Annotated in this window: 16 protein-coding genes, 1 tRNA gene and 1 other RNA gene; 11 read left to right on the forward strand and 7 right to left on the reverse strand. The window is 73.7% G+C overall.

All coding sequences use genetic code 11. From position 1 onward, the window contains the following. Positions 1 to 119: 119 nt before the first annotated feature. Entirely contained in the window at positions 120 to 1,289 is a 1,170-nt protein-coding gene (locus BMY40_RS08950; RefSeq protein WP_093657812.1) for a glutathione-independent formaldehyde dehydrogenase, read from the reverse strand. Positions 1,290 to 1,771: 482 nt separating this feature from the next. On the opposite strand from BMY40_RS08950, the gene BMY40_RS08955 reads away from it, so the two are divergent. Beyond that, positions 1,772 to 3,406 carry a cation:proton antiporter gene (locus tag BMY40_RS08955; protein WP_093657329.1) on the forward strand — a complete coding sequence of 545 codons (1,635 nt, stop codon included), beginning with the start codon at positions 1,772 to 1,774 and terminating at the stop codon, positions 3,404 to 3,406. A gap of 107 nt (positions 3,407 to 3,513) precedes the next feature. On the opposite strand, the gene BMY40_RS08960 is transcribed toward BMY40_RS08955, so the two are convergent. Further along, positions 3,514 to 3,927 carry a DUF7144 family membrane protein gene (locus BMY40_RS08960; protein ID WP_093657331.1) on the reverse strand — a complete coding sequence of 138 codons (414 nt, stop codon included), beginning with the start codon at positions 3,925 to 3,927 and terminating at the stop codon, positions 3,514 to 3,516. A gap of 199 nt (positions 3,928 to 4,126) precedes the next feature. On the opposite strand from BMY40_RS08960, the gene BMY40_RS08965 reads away from it, so the two are divergent. The 5 genes from BMY40_RS08965 to BMY40_RS08985 all read left to right on the forward strand — a co-directional run bounded on the left by BMY40_RS08965 (position 4,127) and on the right by BMY40_RS08985 (position 9,077). Then, complete coding sequence (locus tag BMY40_RS08965; RefSeq protein WP_093657333.1) at positions 4,127 to 5,080, forward strand: GlxA family transcriptional regulator; 954 nt, start codon at positions 4,127 to 4,129, stop codon at positions 5,078 to 5,080. 111 nt (positions 5,081 to 5,191) lie between these two features. Further along, positions 5,192 to 6,199 (forward strand): type I glyceraldehyde-3-phosphate dehydrogenase, encoded by a 1,008-nt coding sequence (gap, locus tag BMY40_RS08970; RefSeq protein WP_093657335.1) that lies wholly within the window; start codon positions 5,192 to 5,194, stop codon positions 6,197 to 6,199. A gap of 562 nt (positions 6,200 to 6,761) precedes the next feature. Next, positions 6,762 to 7,412, forward strand: a complete 651-nt coding sequence (locus tag BMY40_RS08975; RefSeq protein ID WP_245769959.1) for a DUF5994 family protein — start codon at positions 6,762 to 6,764, stop codon at positions 7,410 to 7,412. Positions 7,413 to 8,025: 613 nt separating this feature from the next. Continuing rightward, positions 8,026 to 8,397, forward strand: a complete 372-nt coding sequence (locus BMY40_RS08980; RefSeq protein WP_093657337.1) for an STAS domain-containing protein — start codon at positions 8,026 to 8,028, stop codon at positions 8,395 to 8,397. Next, positions 8,394 to 9,077, forward strand: coding sequence for a hypothetical protein (locus tag BMY40_RS08985; protein ID WP_177213930.1), 684 nt, complete (start codon positions 8,394 to 8,396; stop codon positions 9,075 to 9,077). The genes BMY40_RS08980 and BMY40_RS08985 overlap by 4 nt, the downstream gene beginning before the upstream one ends. A 361-nt stretch (positions 9,078 to 9,438) precedes the next feature. Here BMY40_RS08985 and BMY40_RS08990 read toward each other — a convergent pair. Then, positions 9,439 to 9,526: transfer RNA gene (locus BMY40_RS08990), tRNA-Ser, on the reverse strand. 165 nt (positions 9,527 to 9,691) lie between these two features. Here BMY40_RS08990 and ffs point away from each other — a divergent pair. The 5 genes from ffs to BMY40_RS09015 all read left to right on the forward strand — a co-directional run bounded on the left by ffs (position 9,692) and on the right by BMY40_RS09015 (position 14,124). After that, positions 9,692 to 9,788, forward strand: an RNA gene (gene ffs / locus BMY40_RS08995) — signal recognition particle sRNA small type. A 75-nt stretch (positions 9,789 to 9,863) separates the two neighbouring features. Further along, on the forward strand, positions 9,864 to 12,185 hold the full coding sequence (locus BMY40_RS09000; protein WP_093657339.1) for a DNA polymerase III subunit gamma and tau: 2,322 nt from the start codon (positions 9,864 to 9,866) through the stop codon (positions 12,183 to 12,185). Positions 12,186 to 12,369: 184 nt separating this feature from the next. Beyond that, on the forward strand, positions 12,370 to 12,705 hold the full coding sequence (locus BMY40_RS09005) for a YbaB/EbfC family nucleoid-associated protein (RefSeq protein WP_093657341.1): 336 nt from the start codon (positions 12,370 to 12,372) through the stop codon (positions 12,703 to 12,705). Positions 12,706 to 12,830: 125 nt separating this feature from the next. Then, positions 12,831 to 13,430 carry a recombination mediator RecR gene (recR, locus tag BMY40_RS09010; protein ID WP_093657343.1) on the forward strand — a complete coding sequence of 200 codons (600 nt, stop codon included), beginning with the start codon at positions 12,831 to 12,833 and terminating at the stop codon, positions 13,428 to 13,430. Continuing rightward, the gene (locus BMY40_RS09015; RefSeq protein WP_093657345.1) at positions 13,423 to 14,124 is read left to right on the forward strand and encodes a DUF5063 domain-containing protein; all 702 of its coding nucleotides are present in this window, start codon (positions 13,423 to 13,425) and stop codon (positions 14,122 to 14,124) included. Before recR ends, BMY40_RS09015 begins: the two co-directional genes overlap by 8 nt. A 212-nt stretch (positions 14,125 to 14,336) precedes the next feature. Here BMY40_RS09015 and BMY40_RS09020 read toward each other — a convergent pair whose 3' ends face one another. The 4 genes from BMY40_RS09020 to BMY40_RS09035 form a co-directional block, all read right to left on the reverse strand. Next, a complete protein-coding gene (locus tag BMY40_RS09020) occupies positions 14,337 to 17,468 on the reverse strand; it encodes an FG-GAP repeat domain-containing protein (protein WP_093657347.1) in 3,132 nt (1,043 codons plus the stop codon). A gap of 275 nt (positions 17,469 to 17,743) precedes the next feature. Continuing rightward, positions 17,744 to 17,971 carry a DUF7848 domain-containing protein gene (locus BMY40_RS09025; protein WP_093657349.1) on the reverse strand — a complete coding sequence of 76 codons (228 nt, stop codon included), beginning with the start codon at positions 17,969 to 17,971 and terminating at the stop codon, positions 17,744 to 17,746. 2 nt (positions 17,972 to 17,973) lie between these two features. Then, positions 17,974 to 18,189, reverse strand: coding sequence for a hypothetical protein (locus BMY40_RS09030; RefSeq protein ID WP_093657351.1), 216 nt, complete (start codon positions 18,187 to 18,189; stop codon positions 17,974 to 17,976). Further along, complete coding sequence (locus BMY40_RS09035) at positions 18,186 to 18,431, reverse strand: hypothetical protein (protein WP_245769960.1); 246 nt, start codon at positions 18,429 to 18,431, stop codon at positions 18,186 to 18,188. Before BMY40_RS09035 ends, BMY40_RS09030 begins: the two co-directional genes overlap by 4 nt. Positions 18,432 to 18,449 lie beyond the last annotated feature (18 nt).

Genomic DNA, 18,449 nt, shown 5'->3' on the forward strand with positions numbered 1-18,449 from the left:
CGCCGTCTGCCTGCGGTTTCCCGGAACCGGACGGAGCCCGACGGGACCGGGCGGGGCGGACGGCGGGGCGGCCCGTACGCGGACCGCCCCGCCGCCTTTCGCGCGGCCTGCCTCCGCCGCTACACCGCGGCCTCCTGCTTCCTGTGCCCGTTGCCCATCTCGGGCTTGAGGAGCACCTTGGTCCAGCCCTCGTCACGCCGGTCGAAGTGCTGGTAGGCCTCCGGGGCCTCGTCCAGCGGGACCCGGTGGGAGACCACGAAGCTGGGAGTGGCACGGCCCGAGATGATCAGGTCGCGCAGCTGGCGGTTGTACGACTTGACGTTCGCCTGACCGGTCCCCATCCGCAGGCCCTTCTCGAAGAACCTGCCGATCCGGAAGAGCAGTTCGCCCTTCTTGGCGCTCTCGCTGGGGCCTCCGGGGTCCGAGGGCACGTACAGCCCGACCACTCCGAGCATCCCGGTGGGGCGTACGGCCTCGACCAGGGTGTTGAGCACCATCGCCGGCTGCTCCTCGCCCTCGGGGACCGTTGCCTGGTAGCCGACGGCGTCGATGCCCTTGTCGGTGCCCTCCCCGCCGGTCTGCTCCTTGATCTGCTCGGCGGCGTCCCCCTTGCTGTAGTCGATCGGGGTCGCGCCGATCCGGCCCGCGAGGCGGAGCCGGTCCGGCTGCTTGTCGACGACGAAGACGCGGGAGGCGCCGCGCAGGACCGCGGAGTAGGCCGCCATCAGGCCGACCGGTCCGGCGCCGAACACGCACACCGTCTCCCCGGGGGAGACCTGCGCCAGCTCGGTGGCGTGGTACCCGGTGGGGAAGATGTCGGCCAGCAGGGCGAAGTCGTCCTCGTGCTCGGTGCCCTTGGGGAGCTGCAGGCAGTTGAAGTCCGCGAACGGCACCCGCACGTACTGCGCCTGGCCGCCGGTGTAGGGGCCCATCGACACGTAGCCGTAGGCGCCGCCGGCGAAACCGGGGTTGACGGTCAGGCAGAAGCCCGTCCGCCCCGCCAGGCAGTTCTTGCAGAAGCCGCACGCCACGTTGAACGGCATGACGACCCGGTCGCCCTTCTTCACCGTGGCGACCCCGGGGCCGGCCTCCTCCACGACCCCCATGTTCTCGTGGCCGAACACGATGCCCGGCTCCGCACCGGTGCGGCCCTCGTACATGTGCAGGTCGGAGCCGCAGATGGCGGACGTGGTGACCTTGACGATCACATCCGTGGGGTCCTGGATCCGGGGGTCCTCGACCTCCTCGATGTCGACGCTGAAAGGTTCCTTGTAGACGACGGCTTTCATCGCTGCCTCCTTGCGGCGCGGCGCGGCGCGCACGGTCCGCGAGAGCGCCGTCGCGGCGCGCGTCACATGTGGTGGATTCCGCTCATACTTCGCATTCTCGCCGGTGAGAATGCGCGGGTGTCCGCGGCGAAGGACGCTGAAACCTGCTGACGTGCGGCGTCGTACGGGCTGCTCCGGAGGCGTTCCGCAGCCGCTTCGGAGCCGCTCCGGAGGCTGCTCCGGAGGCGCCCCGAAAGCGGCCCGGGAGCGCGTTCCCGGAAGGCGCAGGAAGCGCGAAGGGGACTAATCTGGCATGGGAGCCGGTCGGCCGGTCGACCGGGGGCGGTGATGCCGGTGCACTCACCGCCGTCCGGCACGCACCGGCGGTCACCGACCTCCCGAGCCCGCCGGGCAAGCCGCGGGCCGCGCGGCGTGCCCGCCGTCCCGGGCCCGGGGCGACGACCGCCTTCCCTCAGCGAACGAGCCGTTGATCGGGCCAGGCCATGGATCCGTACGACTTCCCCCTCGTCGCCGCGGTCCTCGCGCTCTCCGCCGTCGCGGGCCTGCTGGCGACGCTGCTGCGGCAGCCGCTGATCGTCGCCTTCATCGGCGTCGGCATCCTGGTCGGTCCCGCGGGCGCCGGCTGGGTGGAGGCCGACGGCACCGTCGAACTGCTCGCCCGGCTGGGCATCGCTGTGCTGCTGTTCCTGGTGGGGCTCCGGCTCGACCTGCACCTGGTCCGCACCACCGGGCCCATCGCGCTGGCCACCGGGCTCGGTCAGGTCCTGTTCACCTCGGTGATCGGCTTCCTGATCGCGCTCGCGCTGGGCATGGACACCGTGACGGCGCTCTACGTCGCGGTCGCGCTCACCTTCTCGTCCACGATCATCATCGTGAAGCTGCTGTCCGACAAGCGCGAGCTGGAGCAGCTCCACGGGCGCATCGCGGTGGGGTTCCTGATCGTGCAGGACATCGTCGTGGTGCTGGTCATGATCGCCCTGACCGCGTTCGGGCAGCGGGTCGGCAGCGGCGCGGGCATGGCCTTGGACATCGCCCTGGTCTTCGCCAAGGGCCTGGGCCTGCTGGCGGGCGTCGCCGTGCTGATGCGGTACGTCCTGCCCGGTCTGCTGCACCGCGTCGCACGGTCCCAGGACCTGCTGGTGCTCTTCGGCATGGCCTACGCGGTGTCGGTGGCCGCGCTGAGCGAGTGGCTCGGCTTCAGCTCCGAGGTCGGCGCGTTCCTGGCCGGGGTCTCCCTGGCCGGCACCCCCTACCGGGACGCCCTGGGGGCCCGGCTGGTCAGCCTGCGCGACTTCCTGCTGCTCTTCTTCTTCCTGGAACTGGGCGCGCGGCTGGAATTCGGCGAGGCGGGCGCCCGGATCGCCGAGGCGCTGGTGTTCTCGGTGTTCGTGCTCGTCGGCAATCCGCTGATCGTCCTCGTGATCATGGTCGCCATGCGCTACCCGGTCCGGGTGGGATTCCTGGCGGGCCTGACGGTCGCCCAGATCTCGGAGTTCTCCCTCATCCTCGCCGCCCTCGGGTACAGCCTCGGGCACATCACCGGCGCCACCGTCAGCCTGATCACCGTCGTCGGCCTGGTCACCATCGGCGCGTCCACCTATCTGATCCTCTACTCCCAGCAGATCTACGGGCGCCTGGAACGCCGGCTGGCGAGGTTCGAGCGGACCGGCACCCGCCACGCCGGCCCCGTCGACGGCCGGCACGACGCCGACGTCGTCCTCTACGGGCTCGGCCGCTTCGGCGGCCTGCTGGCCGACCGGCTCAGCCGGGCCGGGCACCGGGTCCTGGCGGTGGACTACGACCCGCACCGGGTGGCGCGCAACGACCGGGAGGGGGTGAGCGCCGTCTTCGGCAGCGCCGAGGACGCCCATTTCCTGGAGTCCCTGCCGCTGGACCGGGCCCGGTGCGTGGTCAGCGCCATCCCGGTGGTGGACACCAACCGGGCGCTGCTGCACGGGCTGCGCCACCACGGGTACCGGGGGGCCACGGCCGTCACCGCCTACAACCGGCGCGCCGCCGAGCAGCTGCGCGCCGAGGACGTCGATCTGGTCATCGAGCCCTTCGCCGCCGCGGCGTCGGACGCGGCGGCGGCCCTGGACGGGCTGCTGCGCGACTGACGCGGCGCGGGGGCTTCCCGGGCGTCCACGGGACGGACCCGTACCGCCGGCCGTACCGACGGTCGTGCCGCCGGGCCGTACCACCGGTCGTGCCACCCGCCCGCCCGTCACACAGGGGCGCGCCGGTACACCGACAGCGCCCAGATCACCAGGGCGCACAGGCCGATCAGCACGATCGACCAGATCGGGTAGTACGGCAGCGACAGGAAGTTCGCCACCAGCAGGACCGAGGCCATCACCACACCCGCGGCCCGCGCCCACAGCGCGCCCCGGAACAGGCCGGCCGCCACCGCGATGCTCACGGCCCCCAGGACGAGGTGGGCCCAGCCCCAGCCGGTGGTGCTCCACACGAAGGTGTAGTCCGGGGTGCTGAGGAAGACCTCGTCCTCGGCGATGCCCATGATGCCGCGCAGCAGGTCCAGCACGCCGGAGATGGCCAGCATGACGGCGGCGAAGGCCACCAGCCCGCCGGCCAGGTCCTGAGTGCTGTCCGAGTACTGCCGCCGAGCCGTCTGTGCCACCGGAGGTCACCTCGTCTCACGGGTGGGGTCCCGGGCGCCGGTGTCCCACCCGCGCCTGCCGGTGAGGGGGAGGGAGACGGCCGAGGGCCTGCCCTCCGCACGTTCGCCGGCGCGTTCGCCGCCCTCGTTCCCCAGTATCGTCCGGCGGGGTGGGGGCGCAAACGGACGCCTGCCCGCGCCCCCTCGTACCCTTTCCCCCGTGCCGTCCCCCCGTCTGCGCCGCGTCGCCGTCCTGGTCCTCGAGGGTGCCAAGCCCCTCGACGTCGGCATCCCCGCGCAGGTGTTCACCACCCGGGCGAGCATGCCGTACGAGGTGCGGGTGTGCGGGGCGGCGCCCGGCCCGGTGGCCGGCGACGGCCTGTCCTACCACGTCGTCCACGGCCTCGACGCGCTCGCGTGGGCCGAGACCGTCTTCATCCCCGGCTACCGCTTCCCCGACCGCGACGACCCGCCGCCGGCCGTCGTCGACGCGCTCTCCGACGCCCACGCCCGGGGCACGCGGCTGGCCGCCATCTCGACGGGCGCCTTCGCGCTCGCCGCCACGGGACTGCTCGACGGCAGGCGCGCCACGACGCACTGGCACTACACACGGGCGCTCGCGGCGAGGCACCCGTCCGTCCTCGTCGACGAGAACGTCCTGTTCGTCGACGAGGGCAGCGTGCTGACGTCGGCCGGGGCCGCCTCGGGCATCGACCTGTGCCTGCACGTCCTGCGCGGCGACCTCGGGGTGGCCGCGTCCAACCACGCGGCCCGGCGCCTGGTCGCGGCCCCCTACCGCAGCGGCGGCCAGGCGCAGTACGTGCCGCGCAGCGTGCCCGAGCCGCTCGGCGAGCGGTTCGCCGCCACCCGCGAGTGGGCGCTGCACCGGCTCGGCGAGCCCCTCACCCTCGAACTCCTCGCCCGGCACGCGGGCGTCTCGCCGCGCACCTTCTCGCGGCGCTTCGCCGAGGACACGGGGTACACGCCGATGCAGTGGGTCATGCGCGCCCGCGTCGACATGGCCCGTGAGCTGCTGGAGCGCTCGGAGCGGAGCGTGGAGCGGATCGCCGCCGACGTCGGCCTGGGCACCGGCGCCAATCTGCGGCTGCACTTCCGGCGCATCCTGGGCACCACGCCGAGCGAGTACCGGCGCACCTTCGCCCGGGGCGGGTAGCGCGGGCGGCCCGCCGCCGCGTGGCGCGATCCTCGCGAACCCTGGCGATCGCGCCGCTGTCACGGGCGGAGGCCGCACGCGACGCTGGTGGCGACCGGAGGGAGGTCATCCGTGACCCGTATCGCCATCAACGGATTCGGCCGCATCGGCCGCAATGTGCTGCGCGCGCTGCTCGAACGGGACAGCGCCCTCGAAACCCTCGAGGTCGTCGCCGTCAACGACCTGACGGAACCCGCCGCCCTCGCCCGGCTGCTCGCCTACGACACCACGGCCGGCCGGCTCGGCCGCCCGGTGAGCGCCGACGGGGACGCCATCGTCGTCGACGGCCGCCGCATCGCGGTGCTCGCCGAGCGCGAACCGGCGAAGCTGCCCTGGGCCGGGCTCGGCGTCGACATCGTGCTCGAGGCGACCGGCCGCTTCACCTCGGCCGAGGCCGCCCGCGCCCACCTCGACGCGGGCGCGAGGAAGGTGCTCGTCGGCGCGCCGTCGGACGGCGCCGACGTCACCCTCGCCTTCGGGGTCAACACCGGCGCGTACGACCCGGCCGCGCACACCATCGTCTCGAACGCCTCGTGCACGACCAACGCGCTCGCGCCGCTGGCCGCGGTGCTCGACGAACTCGCCGGCATCGAGCACGGCTTCATGACGACGGTGCACGCCTACACGCAGGAGCAGAACCTGCAGGACGGCCCGCACCGCGACGCCCGCCGGGCGCGCGCCGCCGCCGTCAACATCGTGCCGACCACGACGGGCGCCGCCAAGGCGATCGGCCTGGTGCTGCCGAACCTCGACGGCAGGCTGTCGGGCGACTCGATCCGCGTGCCGGTCCCGGTGGGCTCGATCGTCGAACTGAACACGACCGTCGCCCGCGACGTGACGCGCGAGGAGGTGCTGGAGGCGTACCGAGCCGCGGCGCGGGGGCCGCTCGCCGGCATCCTGGAGTACTCGGAGGACCCGCTGGTGTCGTCCGACATCACGGGCAACCCGGCCTCGTCGGTCTTCGACTCGGCCCTCACCCGCGTCGACGGCCGCCACATCAAGGTCGTCGCCTGGTACGACAACGAGTGGGGCTTCTCGAACCGCGTGATCGACACCCTCGAACTCCTCGCCACCCGCTGACGGATCCGGGGGCGGCCGTGCCGCCGGGCCCGTACGACCGGACCGGCGGCACCGCGCGGCACGGCGGAAGGCCCCGGCCGTGATCGGCCGGGGCCTTGTGTCCGCCCCGGTGGGCGCCGCGGAGGATATGGGGCTCGGACTCGTGAGGGGTTGCCTGCCCCAACCCGCTTTCCGAGTCTTCGCTCGGGGTTCCGGGATCGATCAGCGGTGTCCTGGCCTATGGCGGAACGGGGTTGGGGGCAGGTGGCGGACGGTGCTGGACAGCGGCGGACGCGACCGGAACCGCAACCACGGACGTACCGGGCGGCGGTGGGCCGGCAGTGCTCGCGAATCCGCGTGTGCTCCCGGGCCCGTGTGTCCTGGACGTGGCCTTGGAAGCGATGGTTCCGGGGAGGGGCGCGGGGGATCGGTTCATCCGTCGGCCGCACGGTCCGTTCGGCTCGTCCGAGGAGTACGCTGAAGATACCGAGGACACTTCGCACATCGGCCTCCACGCCCGTGTCGTTTTCGGCGATCGAATACGCCGGGCCGGTTGCGACCGGCCCGGGGCAGGGTTCGCGTCATGACTGCGACCATCCATCACCCGCCGACACACGAAGACCGGCCCTCCTCCCCTCCTCCGCGGTTGTCGCTGGTTCCCGCCGGTTCCGCACCAGCTCCGCTGGACGGCGCCTGGTGGCCACGCTCCCGCGATCTCGGGGCGGAACTCCCCGCACTGACGGCCGTGCTCGATCCGCTGTGGGGGCGGATAACCCGGGTCACGGTGAATCCCACCCACTGGCCCACCGTCCCGCGCAAGGTGCCCGTCGCCGGGCATGTGGTGAAGGTGGGCTGGTTCCTGGCCGAGCAGGACCCGCACGGGCTGCTGCTGCTCTCGTACCGCGTGGGCCACTGGACCCTGCTGGTGGTGCCGCCGCAGACGACTCCCGTCTCGGCCGCCTGGCTGATGGCCGCCGCGAGCGACCCGCTGGGCACGTCGACCGCGAGCCGGTTGATGGAGGAGGCGGCGCGCCTGCGGACGGTGGCCGAGGCCGACCGGGCCGTGGAAGCGGTCTGGGACTCCGAAGGGGGTATGAAGCCCGCGGCCCCGGCCGCACGTCCACGGACCCCGGCAGCCACCGCCACGACGAGGGACGGCCCCGGCGCCGCGCCCGGACAGGAGCGGGGTGAGCCTCGTGCCCCGCGTCGGACTTCCGGCCGAAACCAGTGGTGAACCGGTATTACCCGAGACCGCGGTCCTGCGGGCGGAGACGGTATCCCCAAATGCGCAGGGACCTTCGACGGCGCGCGGTGGCCGCGGTCACCCGACCCGGCGAGAGCCGTCCCGCCCGCTCACCGCGCTGACCGCTCGGCCGGATCCCCACGCTCGCGCCGGCCTCGGCGCGAGCGCCTGGGGCGAGACGCCGGACGTACTCCGGCCGCGCTTGCCGCAGACCGTGGTGGACATCCCCGCGGAGAAGGACGGCACCCTGCTCATGCCGTTTCCGGCGGGATGCTCCGCCTCTTGGAACACCGGAGCCGGGAAGGCGGCGGCGAAACCGTGTGCCGGAGCGGCGCGTGTCCTGTGCCGCGTGCTTCCGACAGGACGTTCCGGACCCCGGCGGCACACCACCGCATGGACACGATGCCCGCGGGAGCGGGCTTTCCGTCCGGTCCCCGGTGCATCCCCGTACGGCTGGGCCGGCCACCGCGTTCAGGAACCCGGGCTGCCGGACCGGCCGGTTCACCCCGTCACCGCGCACACCCCCGTATCGGCGGCACGCCATGAGGGCCGACCCGGCCCTGCCTCGCGGCGCTCTGCGACGGGCCGTCCGAACCGAGGAGCCATGGCCCTTCCACAACTGAACGTCTACCGGCACGACCACAGCACTCGCGCACTGATCACCCTCGCAGGAGAGATCGACCTGGTCACAGCCCCGCTGGTGCGTATCGTGCTGGCCGAATGCCTGCGTGACGGCATCCGCGTCGTCGATGTCGACCTCACGGCGGTCACCTTCTGCGACGCCAGCGGACTCAACGCCTTCCTTGCGGCGTCCCGGCTCGCCGCCGATGCCGGAACGACCCTGCGACTGCACTACCCGCCGCCGGCCATGGCCCGGATCGCCGAGATCACCGGTTCCGGCTTCCTGCTCCACCCGGCCCATGTCGCTCAAGCACCGGCGCACCGGACCCCCGCTGCCGCGGGCGGTGCGCTGTGACGACCCCGCCCCGGCGGGAACAGCCGCCGCGCGGTGGGGGAGACACACCGTCCCCCGCGAACGCGGTACGCCTGCGCAGGCTGAGCCGCTGGCAGGCCGAGACCCTGCGAGAGGACCTGGCCGACCTGTACGTGGAGTCCTCCCGCGCGCAGGCGGGCGAGGAGTACCGGGGCCGGGAGGCGTTTCTGCGGCGGCTCACCGGTGACATCCGGCGGCCCGGATTCGCCCTGCTGATCGCGGAGGACCCGGCCCTCGCAGGGTGTGCCTACGGGTTCCCCGTACAGCGCGAGGGAACGTGGTGGCGGGGCTTCGACGGACCCCTCACGCAGAGTGTCGAGCAGCTCACCGCATCCGGACACGTCTTCGCGATCACCGAGATCGTGGTGCACCCGCATACGGACGACAGGGGCCTCGCCCGCCGACTCCAGCAGCGCCTGCTCGCCGGCCAACACGTCTCGCTCGGGGCGACGTTGGTGGATCAAGCCGACTCCGCGGTCCTCGACGCCTTCCTGTCGTGGGGATGGCAGGACATCGGGGTGATCCGCCGACCGTCGGCCCCGGCGGTTCTTCGGCCGTCCGACCCCGTGCGGCTGCGGGCCCTGGTCCTTCCTCTCGGGCCGCGCGCGGCTGCCCGCCCGGACGGGCTCGCCCACGAGAGCCGTACCCAGCGGCCCGGCTGACGAACTACGGACGGGCCGGCCCGGGGCACACGCGGCTGGTAGCCGAGCAGGCGGGATACGCGGGCCGCCGTGGCGGATGTGCGAACACCGCGGCGGTGGCCGCGCTAGCCGGTCCGCGAGACCGGTGTACCGCGCCGGGCGAGGGCCGGGAGAGCACATGTGCCGAGAGCCTGGGGGAGCCGTCCGGATGCGGGCTCATCACACGCACATCACGGCTCCGACGCGCCGGAGAGTCGCGGAACAACCCGTGGGCGCCATCCGGGAGCCGCTCGAAGTCGGCTGAAGGCCGACTGAGGCCGAGTACGTCGAAGGGCCCCACCGCGGACGGTGGGGCCCTTCGACATCGTGCCCGGTGAGGCACTGGCGGAGGATACGAGATTCGAACTCGTGAGGGGTTGCCCCCAACACGCTTTCCAAGCGTGCGCCCTAGGCCTCTAGGCGAATCCTCCGCCGGAAACATTACATGACGCGGGGGAGTGGTTGCGAACCCGCTCCCCGGGCGGGACCGCCGGTGGCCCCCGGCCCGTTCCCCGGCCCGTTCCCCGGGGCCGGACGGGCCGGGCAGCGGACCCGGGGGACGGGCCCGACCACCCTCCGGCATCCGGTAGGCTTGGCGCAGCCCCTCACGTGGCGCCATCTCGCTGAACTCCCCCAGGGCCGGAAGGCAGCAAGGGTAGGTGAGCTCTGGCGGGTGCGTGGGGGGCGCCTGATTTTCCTCGCGCCGACGACCGTGCCCCCGCTCCCACGGGGGCACGGTTGTCGGCGGCGGCCTATATCGTCGGAGACGTGTCGTCCCTCGCGCTGTACCGCCGCTACCGCCCCGAGGCCTTCTCCGAGGTCATCGGGCAGGAGCATGTCACCGACCCCCTCCAGCAGGCCCTCCGCAACAACCGGGTCAACCACGCGTACCTCTTCAGCGGGCCGCGCGGCTGCGGCAAGACGACCAGCGCCCGTATCCTCGCCCGCTGCCTGAACTGCGAGAAGGGACCGACGCCGGATCCGTGCGGGGAGTGCCGGTCCTGCCTGGACCTGGCGCGCAACGGGCCGGGCTCGATCGACGTCATCGAGATCGACGCCGCGTCGCACGGTGGTGTGGACGACGCCCGCGACCTGCGCGAGAAGGCGTTCTTCGGTCCCGCCTCCAGCCGGTACAAGATCTACATCATCGACGAGGCGCACATGGTCACCCCGCAGGGCTTCAACGCCCTGCTGAAGGTGGTCGAGGAGCCGCCGGAGCACCTGAAGTTCATCTTCGCGACGACCGAGCCGGAGAAGGTCATCGGCACGATCCGGTCGCGCACCCACCACTACCCGTTCCGCCTGGTGCCGCCGGGCACCCTGCGCGACTACCTGGCGGAGGTGTGCGAGCACGAGGCCATCCCCGTCGAGGACGGGGTGCTGCCCCTGGTGGTGCGCGCCGGGGCCGGGTCCGTGCGTGACTCGATGTCGGTGATGGACCAGCTTCTGGCGGGCGCCGGTCCGGACGGCGTGACGTACGCCATGGCCACGGCGCTGCTGGGCTACACCGACGGCGCGCTGCTGGACTCGGTGGTGGACGCCTTCGCGGCCGGCGACGGGGCGGCGGCCTTCGAGGTGGTCGACCGGGTGATCGAGGGCGGGCACGATCCGCGGCGCTTCGTCGCCGACCTGCTGGAGCGGCTGCGCGACCTGGTGATCCTGGCCGCCGTGCCCGACGCCGGGGAGAAGGGCCTGATCGACGCCCCCGCCGACGTGGTGGAGAAGATGACGGCCCAGGCGTCGGTCTTCGGCCCGGCCGAGCTGAGCCGGGCGGCGGACATCGTCAACGAGGGCCTGACGGCCATGCGCGGCGCGACCTCGCCGCGGCTGCAACTGGAGCTGATCTGCGCCCGGGTGCTGCTGCCCGCGGCGTACGGCGACGAGCGATCCCTCCAGGCCCGTCTGGACCGTCTGGAGCGGGGTGCGAGCCTCGCGGGCGGCCTGGCAGCGGGAGCGGGTGCGGTCGGCGCGGGTCCGGTGGGCGGAGCCCCCGTGGGAGCGCCCCCGGCGCCGGGCGGCGGCCCGGCGGAGGCCGGTACGGCCCTGGCCGGACAGCAGGGCGCGCCCGCGCCGCAGGGCCCGTCGCCCGCGCAGCCGGCGGCCCGGCCCGCTCCGGAGAGCGGGCCCGCCCCGGACGCAGGCCGCCGGCCCGGCGCCTGGCCGGCGGCGGCACCGGGCGGTGGCCAGACACCGGGCGGCGGCGGCCAGGGGGAGCCGCAGGCCCGCCCCGGAGCGTGGCCCGGGCAGCAGCCGGCCCAGCCGGCACAGCCGCCCGCCCAGCCGCAGGACGACGGCCGGCGCCCCGGCGCATGGCCCACTCCGGCGTCCGCCCCCACAGCCCCCGCGGCCTCCACGCCGCAGCCCCAGGCCCAGGCCCCGGCCCCTCCGGTCCAGGCCCCCGCGGCGCCCCAGGGCGGCGCGGACGGCGGGCAGGGAGCCGCGCAGGTACGGCAGATGTGGCCCGGCATCCTGGACGCGGTCAAGGGCCGCCGCCGCTTCACCTGGATCCTGCTCAGCCAGAACGCGCACGTCGCCGGGTTCGACGGGACGACGCTCCGCCTCGGCTTCTCCAACCAGGGAGCCCGCGACAGCTTCGCCAACGGCGGCAGCGAGGACGTGCTGCGCGCCGCGCTGGCCGACGCGTTCGGCGTGCAGTGGCGGATCGAGTCCGTCGTCGATCCCTCCGGCGGCTCCGCGCCGCCGCAGGGGCAGTCCCCGCAGTTTCAGCAGTCCGCGCAGGCCTCACAGTCCCCGCACTCCCCGCACTCCTCCGGGGGTCCGGGTGGCTTCCGGTCGGCCGCCGTGGCGGCGCCCCCCGCCGCCCAGCCCCCCTCCTCCGCGCCGTACGGGCAGCAGCAGCCGGCCCGGCCGCAGTCCCCGCAGTCCCAGCCGCAGCCCTCCCGGCCGCAGGGGCCCCAGGCGCCCGGACCGTACGGCGAGGCCGATCCGCCGCCCCCGCCCCCCGTGGCGCCGGAGGACGACATGCCCGCCGAGGACGACCCGGATCTGGACGACACCGCCCTGTCCGGCCACGACCTGATCGTGCGCGAGCTGGGCGCGACGGTGCTGGAGGAGCTGTACCACGAGTGACGCCCGCCCGCTCCGAGCCCCCTCCGCCCGCATGCCGGCGGCGGACGGGAACGTCCGGGCCTGACGAGGCCAACAGGCCGGGGGAGCGCGTACGCTCAGGGGTACGGAGTACAAAGCGGGTGCGTACGCGGCGAGCACACGTGCGCACACGTACACGTCGTCGAGCGAGCCAGGAGCGAATCCCGTGATTCCCGGTGGTGGCCAGCCCAACATGCAGCAGTTGCTTCAGCAGGCCCAGAAGATGCAGCAGGACCTCGCTGCGGCCCAGCAGGAGCTGGCCGAGACCGATGTCGAGGGGTCGGCGGGCGGCGGCCTGGTGAAGGCCACGGTCTCCGGCTCCGGCGAGCTCAAGGGCCTGGTGATCGACCCCAAGGCGGTGGACCCGGAGGACACCGAGACCCTCGCCGACCTGGTCCTCGCGGCCGTCCGCGACGCGAACACCGCCGCGCAGGAGCTCCAGCAGCAGAAGCTCGGTCCCCTCGCCCAGGGGCTGGGCGGCATGCCGGGCCTGCCTTTCTGACGCCGGCCCGGCGCGGACCGCGCGCCGGGTGCATGGTGCACCGAAAAGCGGAAACGAGCGTACGGTCAGTGCGGGGACCGTACGGGAGCGACAAGGGCAGAGCAGGAAGAGTGGAGTAGGCGGCCGTGTACGAAGGCGTGGTTCAGGACCTCATCGACGAGTTGGGCAGGCTGCCCGGCGTCGGTCCCAAGAGCGCGCAGCGGATCGCCTTCCACATCCTGCAGGCCGAACCGGCGGACGTCCGCCGGCTCGCCCACGCGCTGACCGAGGTGAAGGAGAAAGTCCGGTTCTGCGAGGTCTGCGGCAACGTCGCGGAGGCCGAGCGGTGCAGGGTCTGCCAGGACCCGCGCCGCGACCCGTCGGTCATCTGCGTCGTGGAGGAGCCCAAGGACGTCGTGGCCATCGAGCGGACGCGCGAGTTCCGGGGGCGCTACCACGTCCTCGGCGGTGCGATCAGCCCGATCGAGGGCGTGGGCCCGGACGATCTGCGGATCAGGGAACTGCTGGCCAGGCTCGCCGACGGCACCGTCACCGAGCTCATCCTGGCCACGGACCCGAACCTCGAAGGGGAGGCGACGGCCACCTACCTCGCGCGCATGGTGTCCTCCATGGGCCTGCGTGTGACCAGGCTGGCCAGCGGCCTCCCCGTCGGAGGAGACCTGGAGTACGCCGACGAGGTCACGCTGGGACGTGCCTTCGAGGGGAGAAGACTGCTCGATGTCTGAAGCCAAGCCCGAGAACCGCGGCCAGGACCGCGACGAGGACCGTACCCCGGACCGCGGCCAGGACCGCAGCCCGGACGACTTCGCGGTGCAGATCGCGGACCAGGTCGAGAGCTTCCTCGTGGCGGTCACCGAGGTGGCCAAGGGGGACGAGCCGGACAGCGCCGTTCCGTACCTGCTGCTGGAGGTGTCCCAGCTGCTGCTCGCGGGCGGGCGTCTCGGCGCACACGAGGACATCGTCCCGGAGGAGCGGTACGAGCCGGACACCGGCCCGGAGCCGGACGTCGACGAGCTGCGCATGCGGCTCGCCCGGCTGCTGGACCCGGTGGACGTCTACTCGGAGGTCTTCGACCCGTACGCGCGCAGCGCCCCGGTCGCCTGCCGCATCTCCGACGACATCGCCGACGTGGTCACCGACCTGCGCCACGGCATGGCCCACTACCGGGCCGGGCGGATCAGCGAGGCGCTGTGGTGGTGGCAGTTCTCCTACCTGTCCAACTGGGGCCCCACCGCGTCCGCGTCCCTGCGCGCCCTCCAGTCGCTGGTGGCCCACGTCCGGCTCGACACCCCCCTCGACGAGTTGGAGGGCCTGGACACGGACACCGACGCCGACGACCTCCAGCTGGAGAGGGAGGCCGGCGCGGTGATGGCGGCGGAGATCGCCGCCCCGCTGGGCATCAAGCCGACGCACGACTGACGGCCCGAGTACGGCCCGCCCGCAGGGCGGCTCCCGCACCGGGAACGGCCCCGGGCCGGGCGCGGAGTGCGCCCGGCCCGGGGCCGTTCCTCGTCCGCGGTGCCTCCCGGCGACCACCACGGCGGTGGCCGTGGTGGTTCTGCGCGAGGGAGCACTCCGAGGCCGGAAGGGGGCTGGAAGGGGGCCGGAAGGGGGAAGCCGGTCGGCAGCGGTCAGAACAGGCCCTTGTAGCCGCCCCAGCCGGCGCCGATCTCGGTGCGCTTGGTGAAGGTGCCGTCGCCCTTGCCGTGGTTGCGGTAGAGCACGCCGTCGGTGTTCCGCACGACGATGTCGGCGTGGCCGTCGCCGGTGATGTCGCCGACGCCGGCCACCGTGTCGTAGGACAGCCCCCACTTCGCGGAGAGCTGGACGCGGCTCTTCAGCAGGCCGGTGCCGGTGCCGTCGTAGCGGAACAGGGCGCCGTCCCTGCGGTGGGCCAGCAGGTCGCCGTGGCCGTCGCCGTTCAGGTCGCCGACACCGACGATCTTCGTGTACGTCCACCCCGAGCGGATCTTCCTGCCCGCCGCCAGTGTCCCGTCGGCCTTGGCGGCGAACAGGTGGATGTCGCCGGTGGAGGTCCGGCGCGCCAACAGGTCGGCGCGCCCGTCGCCGGTCAGGTCGCCGGGCGAGGTGAGCACGTCGTAGGCGCCCCAGCCGGTGCCCAGGCTGGTGTGGGGGGTGTCGAACCCGACCGCTTCCCCGCATTCGGGCCGGTAGCCGCGCAGTTCCCCGTCCGGCATCCGCATCAGCAGGTCGTTGCAGCGGTCGCCGTCGAGGTCGCCGAAGGAGACCGGGGTGATCCGGTTCGACCAGCCGTAGAAGCCGGTCTTGCCGGAGAAGCCGCCCGATCCGTCGCCGTGCTGGAACGTCAGCCAGCCGCCCGAGCTGACGGTCACCAGATCGCCCACTCCGTCCGGCTGCCTGGTCCCGGCGTGGTCGTGGCGGGCCTGGCTGCCGCCGCGCAGCACGGTCGTGCCGCCGTAGGTCAGGGCGGGGCCGCGGCCGTCGGCCGGGGTGACCGCCAGCGTCCAGCGGTACCGGCCGTTGGGCAGGAACACGTCCCGGGAGCCGCCCGGGTGGAGGCCGTGCCAGCCCACCTCCAGCCGGCCGCGGGCGGGGCCGCCGGTGGAGGTGTCCACCGTCCGGCCGGTCACCGCGTCCCGCACGGTCAGCTTCCAGCCGGCGGCCGGCTTGGACAGCAGCACCGAGGTCAGCGGGGTGGGCGCGGCCTCGGCGGTGGCCGCCCACACCTCGGGGGACTTCCTCGGTGCGCCGACGGCGGTCAGCGCACCGGTGGGCGCGCCGGAGGGCACCAGGTGGACGCGCTCCTGATCGTCCACCCAGGCGGCGTGGCCGCCGAACTCGTCCACCGTCCAGCGCACATGGCGCTGCGAGCGCCCGGTGTCGGGCAGCCGGCCGATGACCCGGCCGGTGGCCGCCGTGCCGGTCGCGGTGGTGCCGGTCACGGTGGTCAGGGTCAGATCACCGGAGGCGCGGTCGTGGGTGACGACGTAGCCGTCGCCCAGCAGTGCCTCACCGGCCGGCACGGCCACCGTCGTCCCCGCCTCGCGGTCGTGGACCACCGACGGCGCGGTGCCGGAGCAGTCGACGTACAGCCACCGGCCCACGGCCTGGAGCTCCTCCGGCGCGCAGCCGGCCTCGGTGTCCACGGTCGCGGCCGTCCTCTTCGCGGCCAGGTCGTAGCCGGTGACGGTGCCCGGCTCGGCGCCCGGGGTCCACAGCACATCGCCCCACACCGCCGCCGGGCCCGGCTCACGGGTGAGCACGGGGGGTCCGTAGTGTCCGACTCTGAGCACGGTCTGCTGTCCGGGCGCGGTGTGGACGAGGTAGTGGCCGGACACGTCCGTGATCCGCCCGCCGGAGGGGACACTCTGTTCGAAGTGGTCGTTGTGGTGGACGGAGGGCCAGCCGCTGTTGGTGCGGAGTCTGTCGGTGTCCTCGTCGTCCCGGAGCAGCCAGGCGATCCGTCCGTCCGCGGAGCTCAGGATCCGCTCGCAGCCGATCTCCTGCGTGCGGCAGACGGGGATGAACGAGTCGTCGCTGAGGAACCGGGTGCGCTCGCCCGCCTCGGGGGTGCCGGTCGTGGGCAGCGTACGCGCCCAGCTCCGCCGCTGGTTGTGGCCCGCGGCGCTGTCGGCGACGACCAGGCGGCCGTGGGACAGCGTCAGCCCCTGGATGTCCAGGGGTGGGCGGGGCAGCGGTTTGAACACGGTGGCGGCGGGCCGGCCGTCGCCGTCCGCGGCCAAGCGCTGCAGGGCCCATTCGCCCGTGGTGTCCCGGGCGACGACGGCGGCTGTGCCGCCGGGACCCGCGGAGACCCAGGTGCGCGCCTGGTCCAGGAGCGTGACCGGCTCGCCCCCCGCGATGGGCGCGGCCTTGACCACCACGAGGTTCGGCCCCGCGCTCCGTGTGTAGACCAGCCAGTCGCCCACGACGGCCAGGTTGAGCGACGGCTGGACGCCCCCGCCCTCGATCAGGGTCTCGGCCGGGACGGCGGCCGGGTCGGTGCGGGCGACCGACAGGACGGCCGGAACGGAGGTGCTGTACATCACGAGGCGGTCCCCGGTAAGGGCCGCGTAGTGGTAGCCGTCGGGGAGCGGCGCGGTCCAGCTCTCGACCCGGCCGGTCGCGAGGTCGGCGAGGACCATCCGCCGCTGCCCGTCTATCTGCGCGCTGAACACCAGCGTTCGCTCGTCGGCTGCCAGCGGGTTGCCGACGAGCGAGCCCGTGGGCATCCCGGTGACCGCCACGTCCCGCACGGTGCCGTCGGGCTCCGCCGTCAGCAGGTGCATCACGCGGACGTCCGTGCCGTCCTCGGCCGTGACCGTGTGACGGGTGACGACCGTGCTCCCGAGGGTCCGGTAGTAGGAGTGCCCCTCGGGGATCGGCACGGTGCGGGCCGTCCGCCCGACCGCGTCCCACAGGACGACCTGGTCGCCCACCCGGTAGGCGAGGGTGTCACCGCCGGTCGCCTGGGCGTAGACGGCGTCCCCCTCCGGTTCGGACACGGGGAAGGTCTCGCCGTCGGAGTAGCGCGTCCACACCAGGCCGGAGTGGCCCTCCAGACGGTGGAAGGCGCCCAGAGCGCCAGCGCCGTCCAGGTCCGACGGGCTGTTCGTCGGGAACAGCGACACGGACAGATCCGCGGAGCGCTGCGTGGCCGGTACCACCGTCTCCTGCGGGTTGTCCGCCGCCGAAGCGGGAGCCGGGCCGAGGGCGAGCAGACCGGTCGCCAGCGAGAGCGCGGTGGCAGTCGCCAGGGCGAGACGGGCGTGCTGGTGCATGCGGGAACACTCCTGCTGCCTGCGGGGGCATGGTGCGGCCCCGGTCGATGGGGGTTGCCTTTCGCCCGACCTTCCTGCGGGGCGGGGTGGCCGACGCAGGGAAACCGGTGGGGGTGACCCTTGGAGGACTCCCGAGGGGACCCGAGGGTTGTACGGGAGCACCGGGGGGCTCACCGCCCCGTCGCCGCGCCGTCACCGCCCCGCCGCCCCACTGCCGTCTCCCCGCCTCCCCGTCGCCGCGCCGTCGCCTCCCCGCCGCTCCGGCCGAACGGCCGTCAGCGCATCCACGCGCGCCAGGGCCGGTGGATGACCTCGCGGTAGGTGTGGTGGGAGGGGTTGCGGCCCGCGTGGGCGAACGCCCAGCGCTGGGCGTCCTGGAAGTCGACGCCCGCCCCCGAACGCCGTCCGCACACCGCGCACTCCATCGCGTACGTGACGGGTTCGGCGTCGGGCTCCCGGTCGGGCTCCAGCGTCCAGCTCGCGAAACGGATCACACTGCGCATGCTCACGGCAGTCTCCTCGTACGGTCGCGGTTGATCTCGGTCACCCGGGCACGCAGCTCCTCGCACGTCCCGGCCGGCCGCAGCGCGTCGGCCGGGCAGTCCCACTCCAGCCCTCCACCGGGCGGCCGGAGCCGCACCAGCCCGCCCACCGTCCCCATCACCTGCCCCACCCGGTCGCTGCGGCTGTCCACGACGTACGAACCGACAACGGGCTTCACCGTTCCTCACCCTCCGTGGCCGCCCGCATGAGCGCGGCGGCCAGCCGCCGCGCCGTGGCGGGGGTGCAGCGGCCCAGCTCCACCAGTGGCGGATCGGCCGTGTCGCCCGCGTACGAGACCAGGTCCACGCGCAGCGACGGAAGCGTGACGCCCGCGCCGCGCAGCGCCTTCCGCAGCTCGTCCACCGCTTCCTCCGCGACGCCGAGCCGTTCACGATCGGCCTGCCGCCCTGTCACGACCACGCCTGACCTCCTCCGTGT

Origin of the sequence: Streptomyces radiopugnans (assembly GCF_900110735.1) — a bacterium.
GTDB classification, from domain to species: domain Bacteria; phylum Actinomycetota; class Actinomycetes; order Streptomycetales; family Streptomycetaceae; genus Streptomyces; species Streptomyces radiopugnans.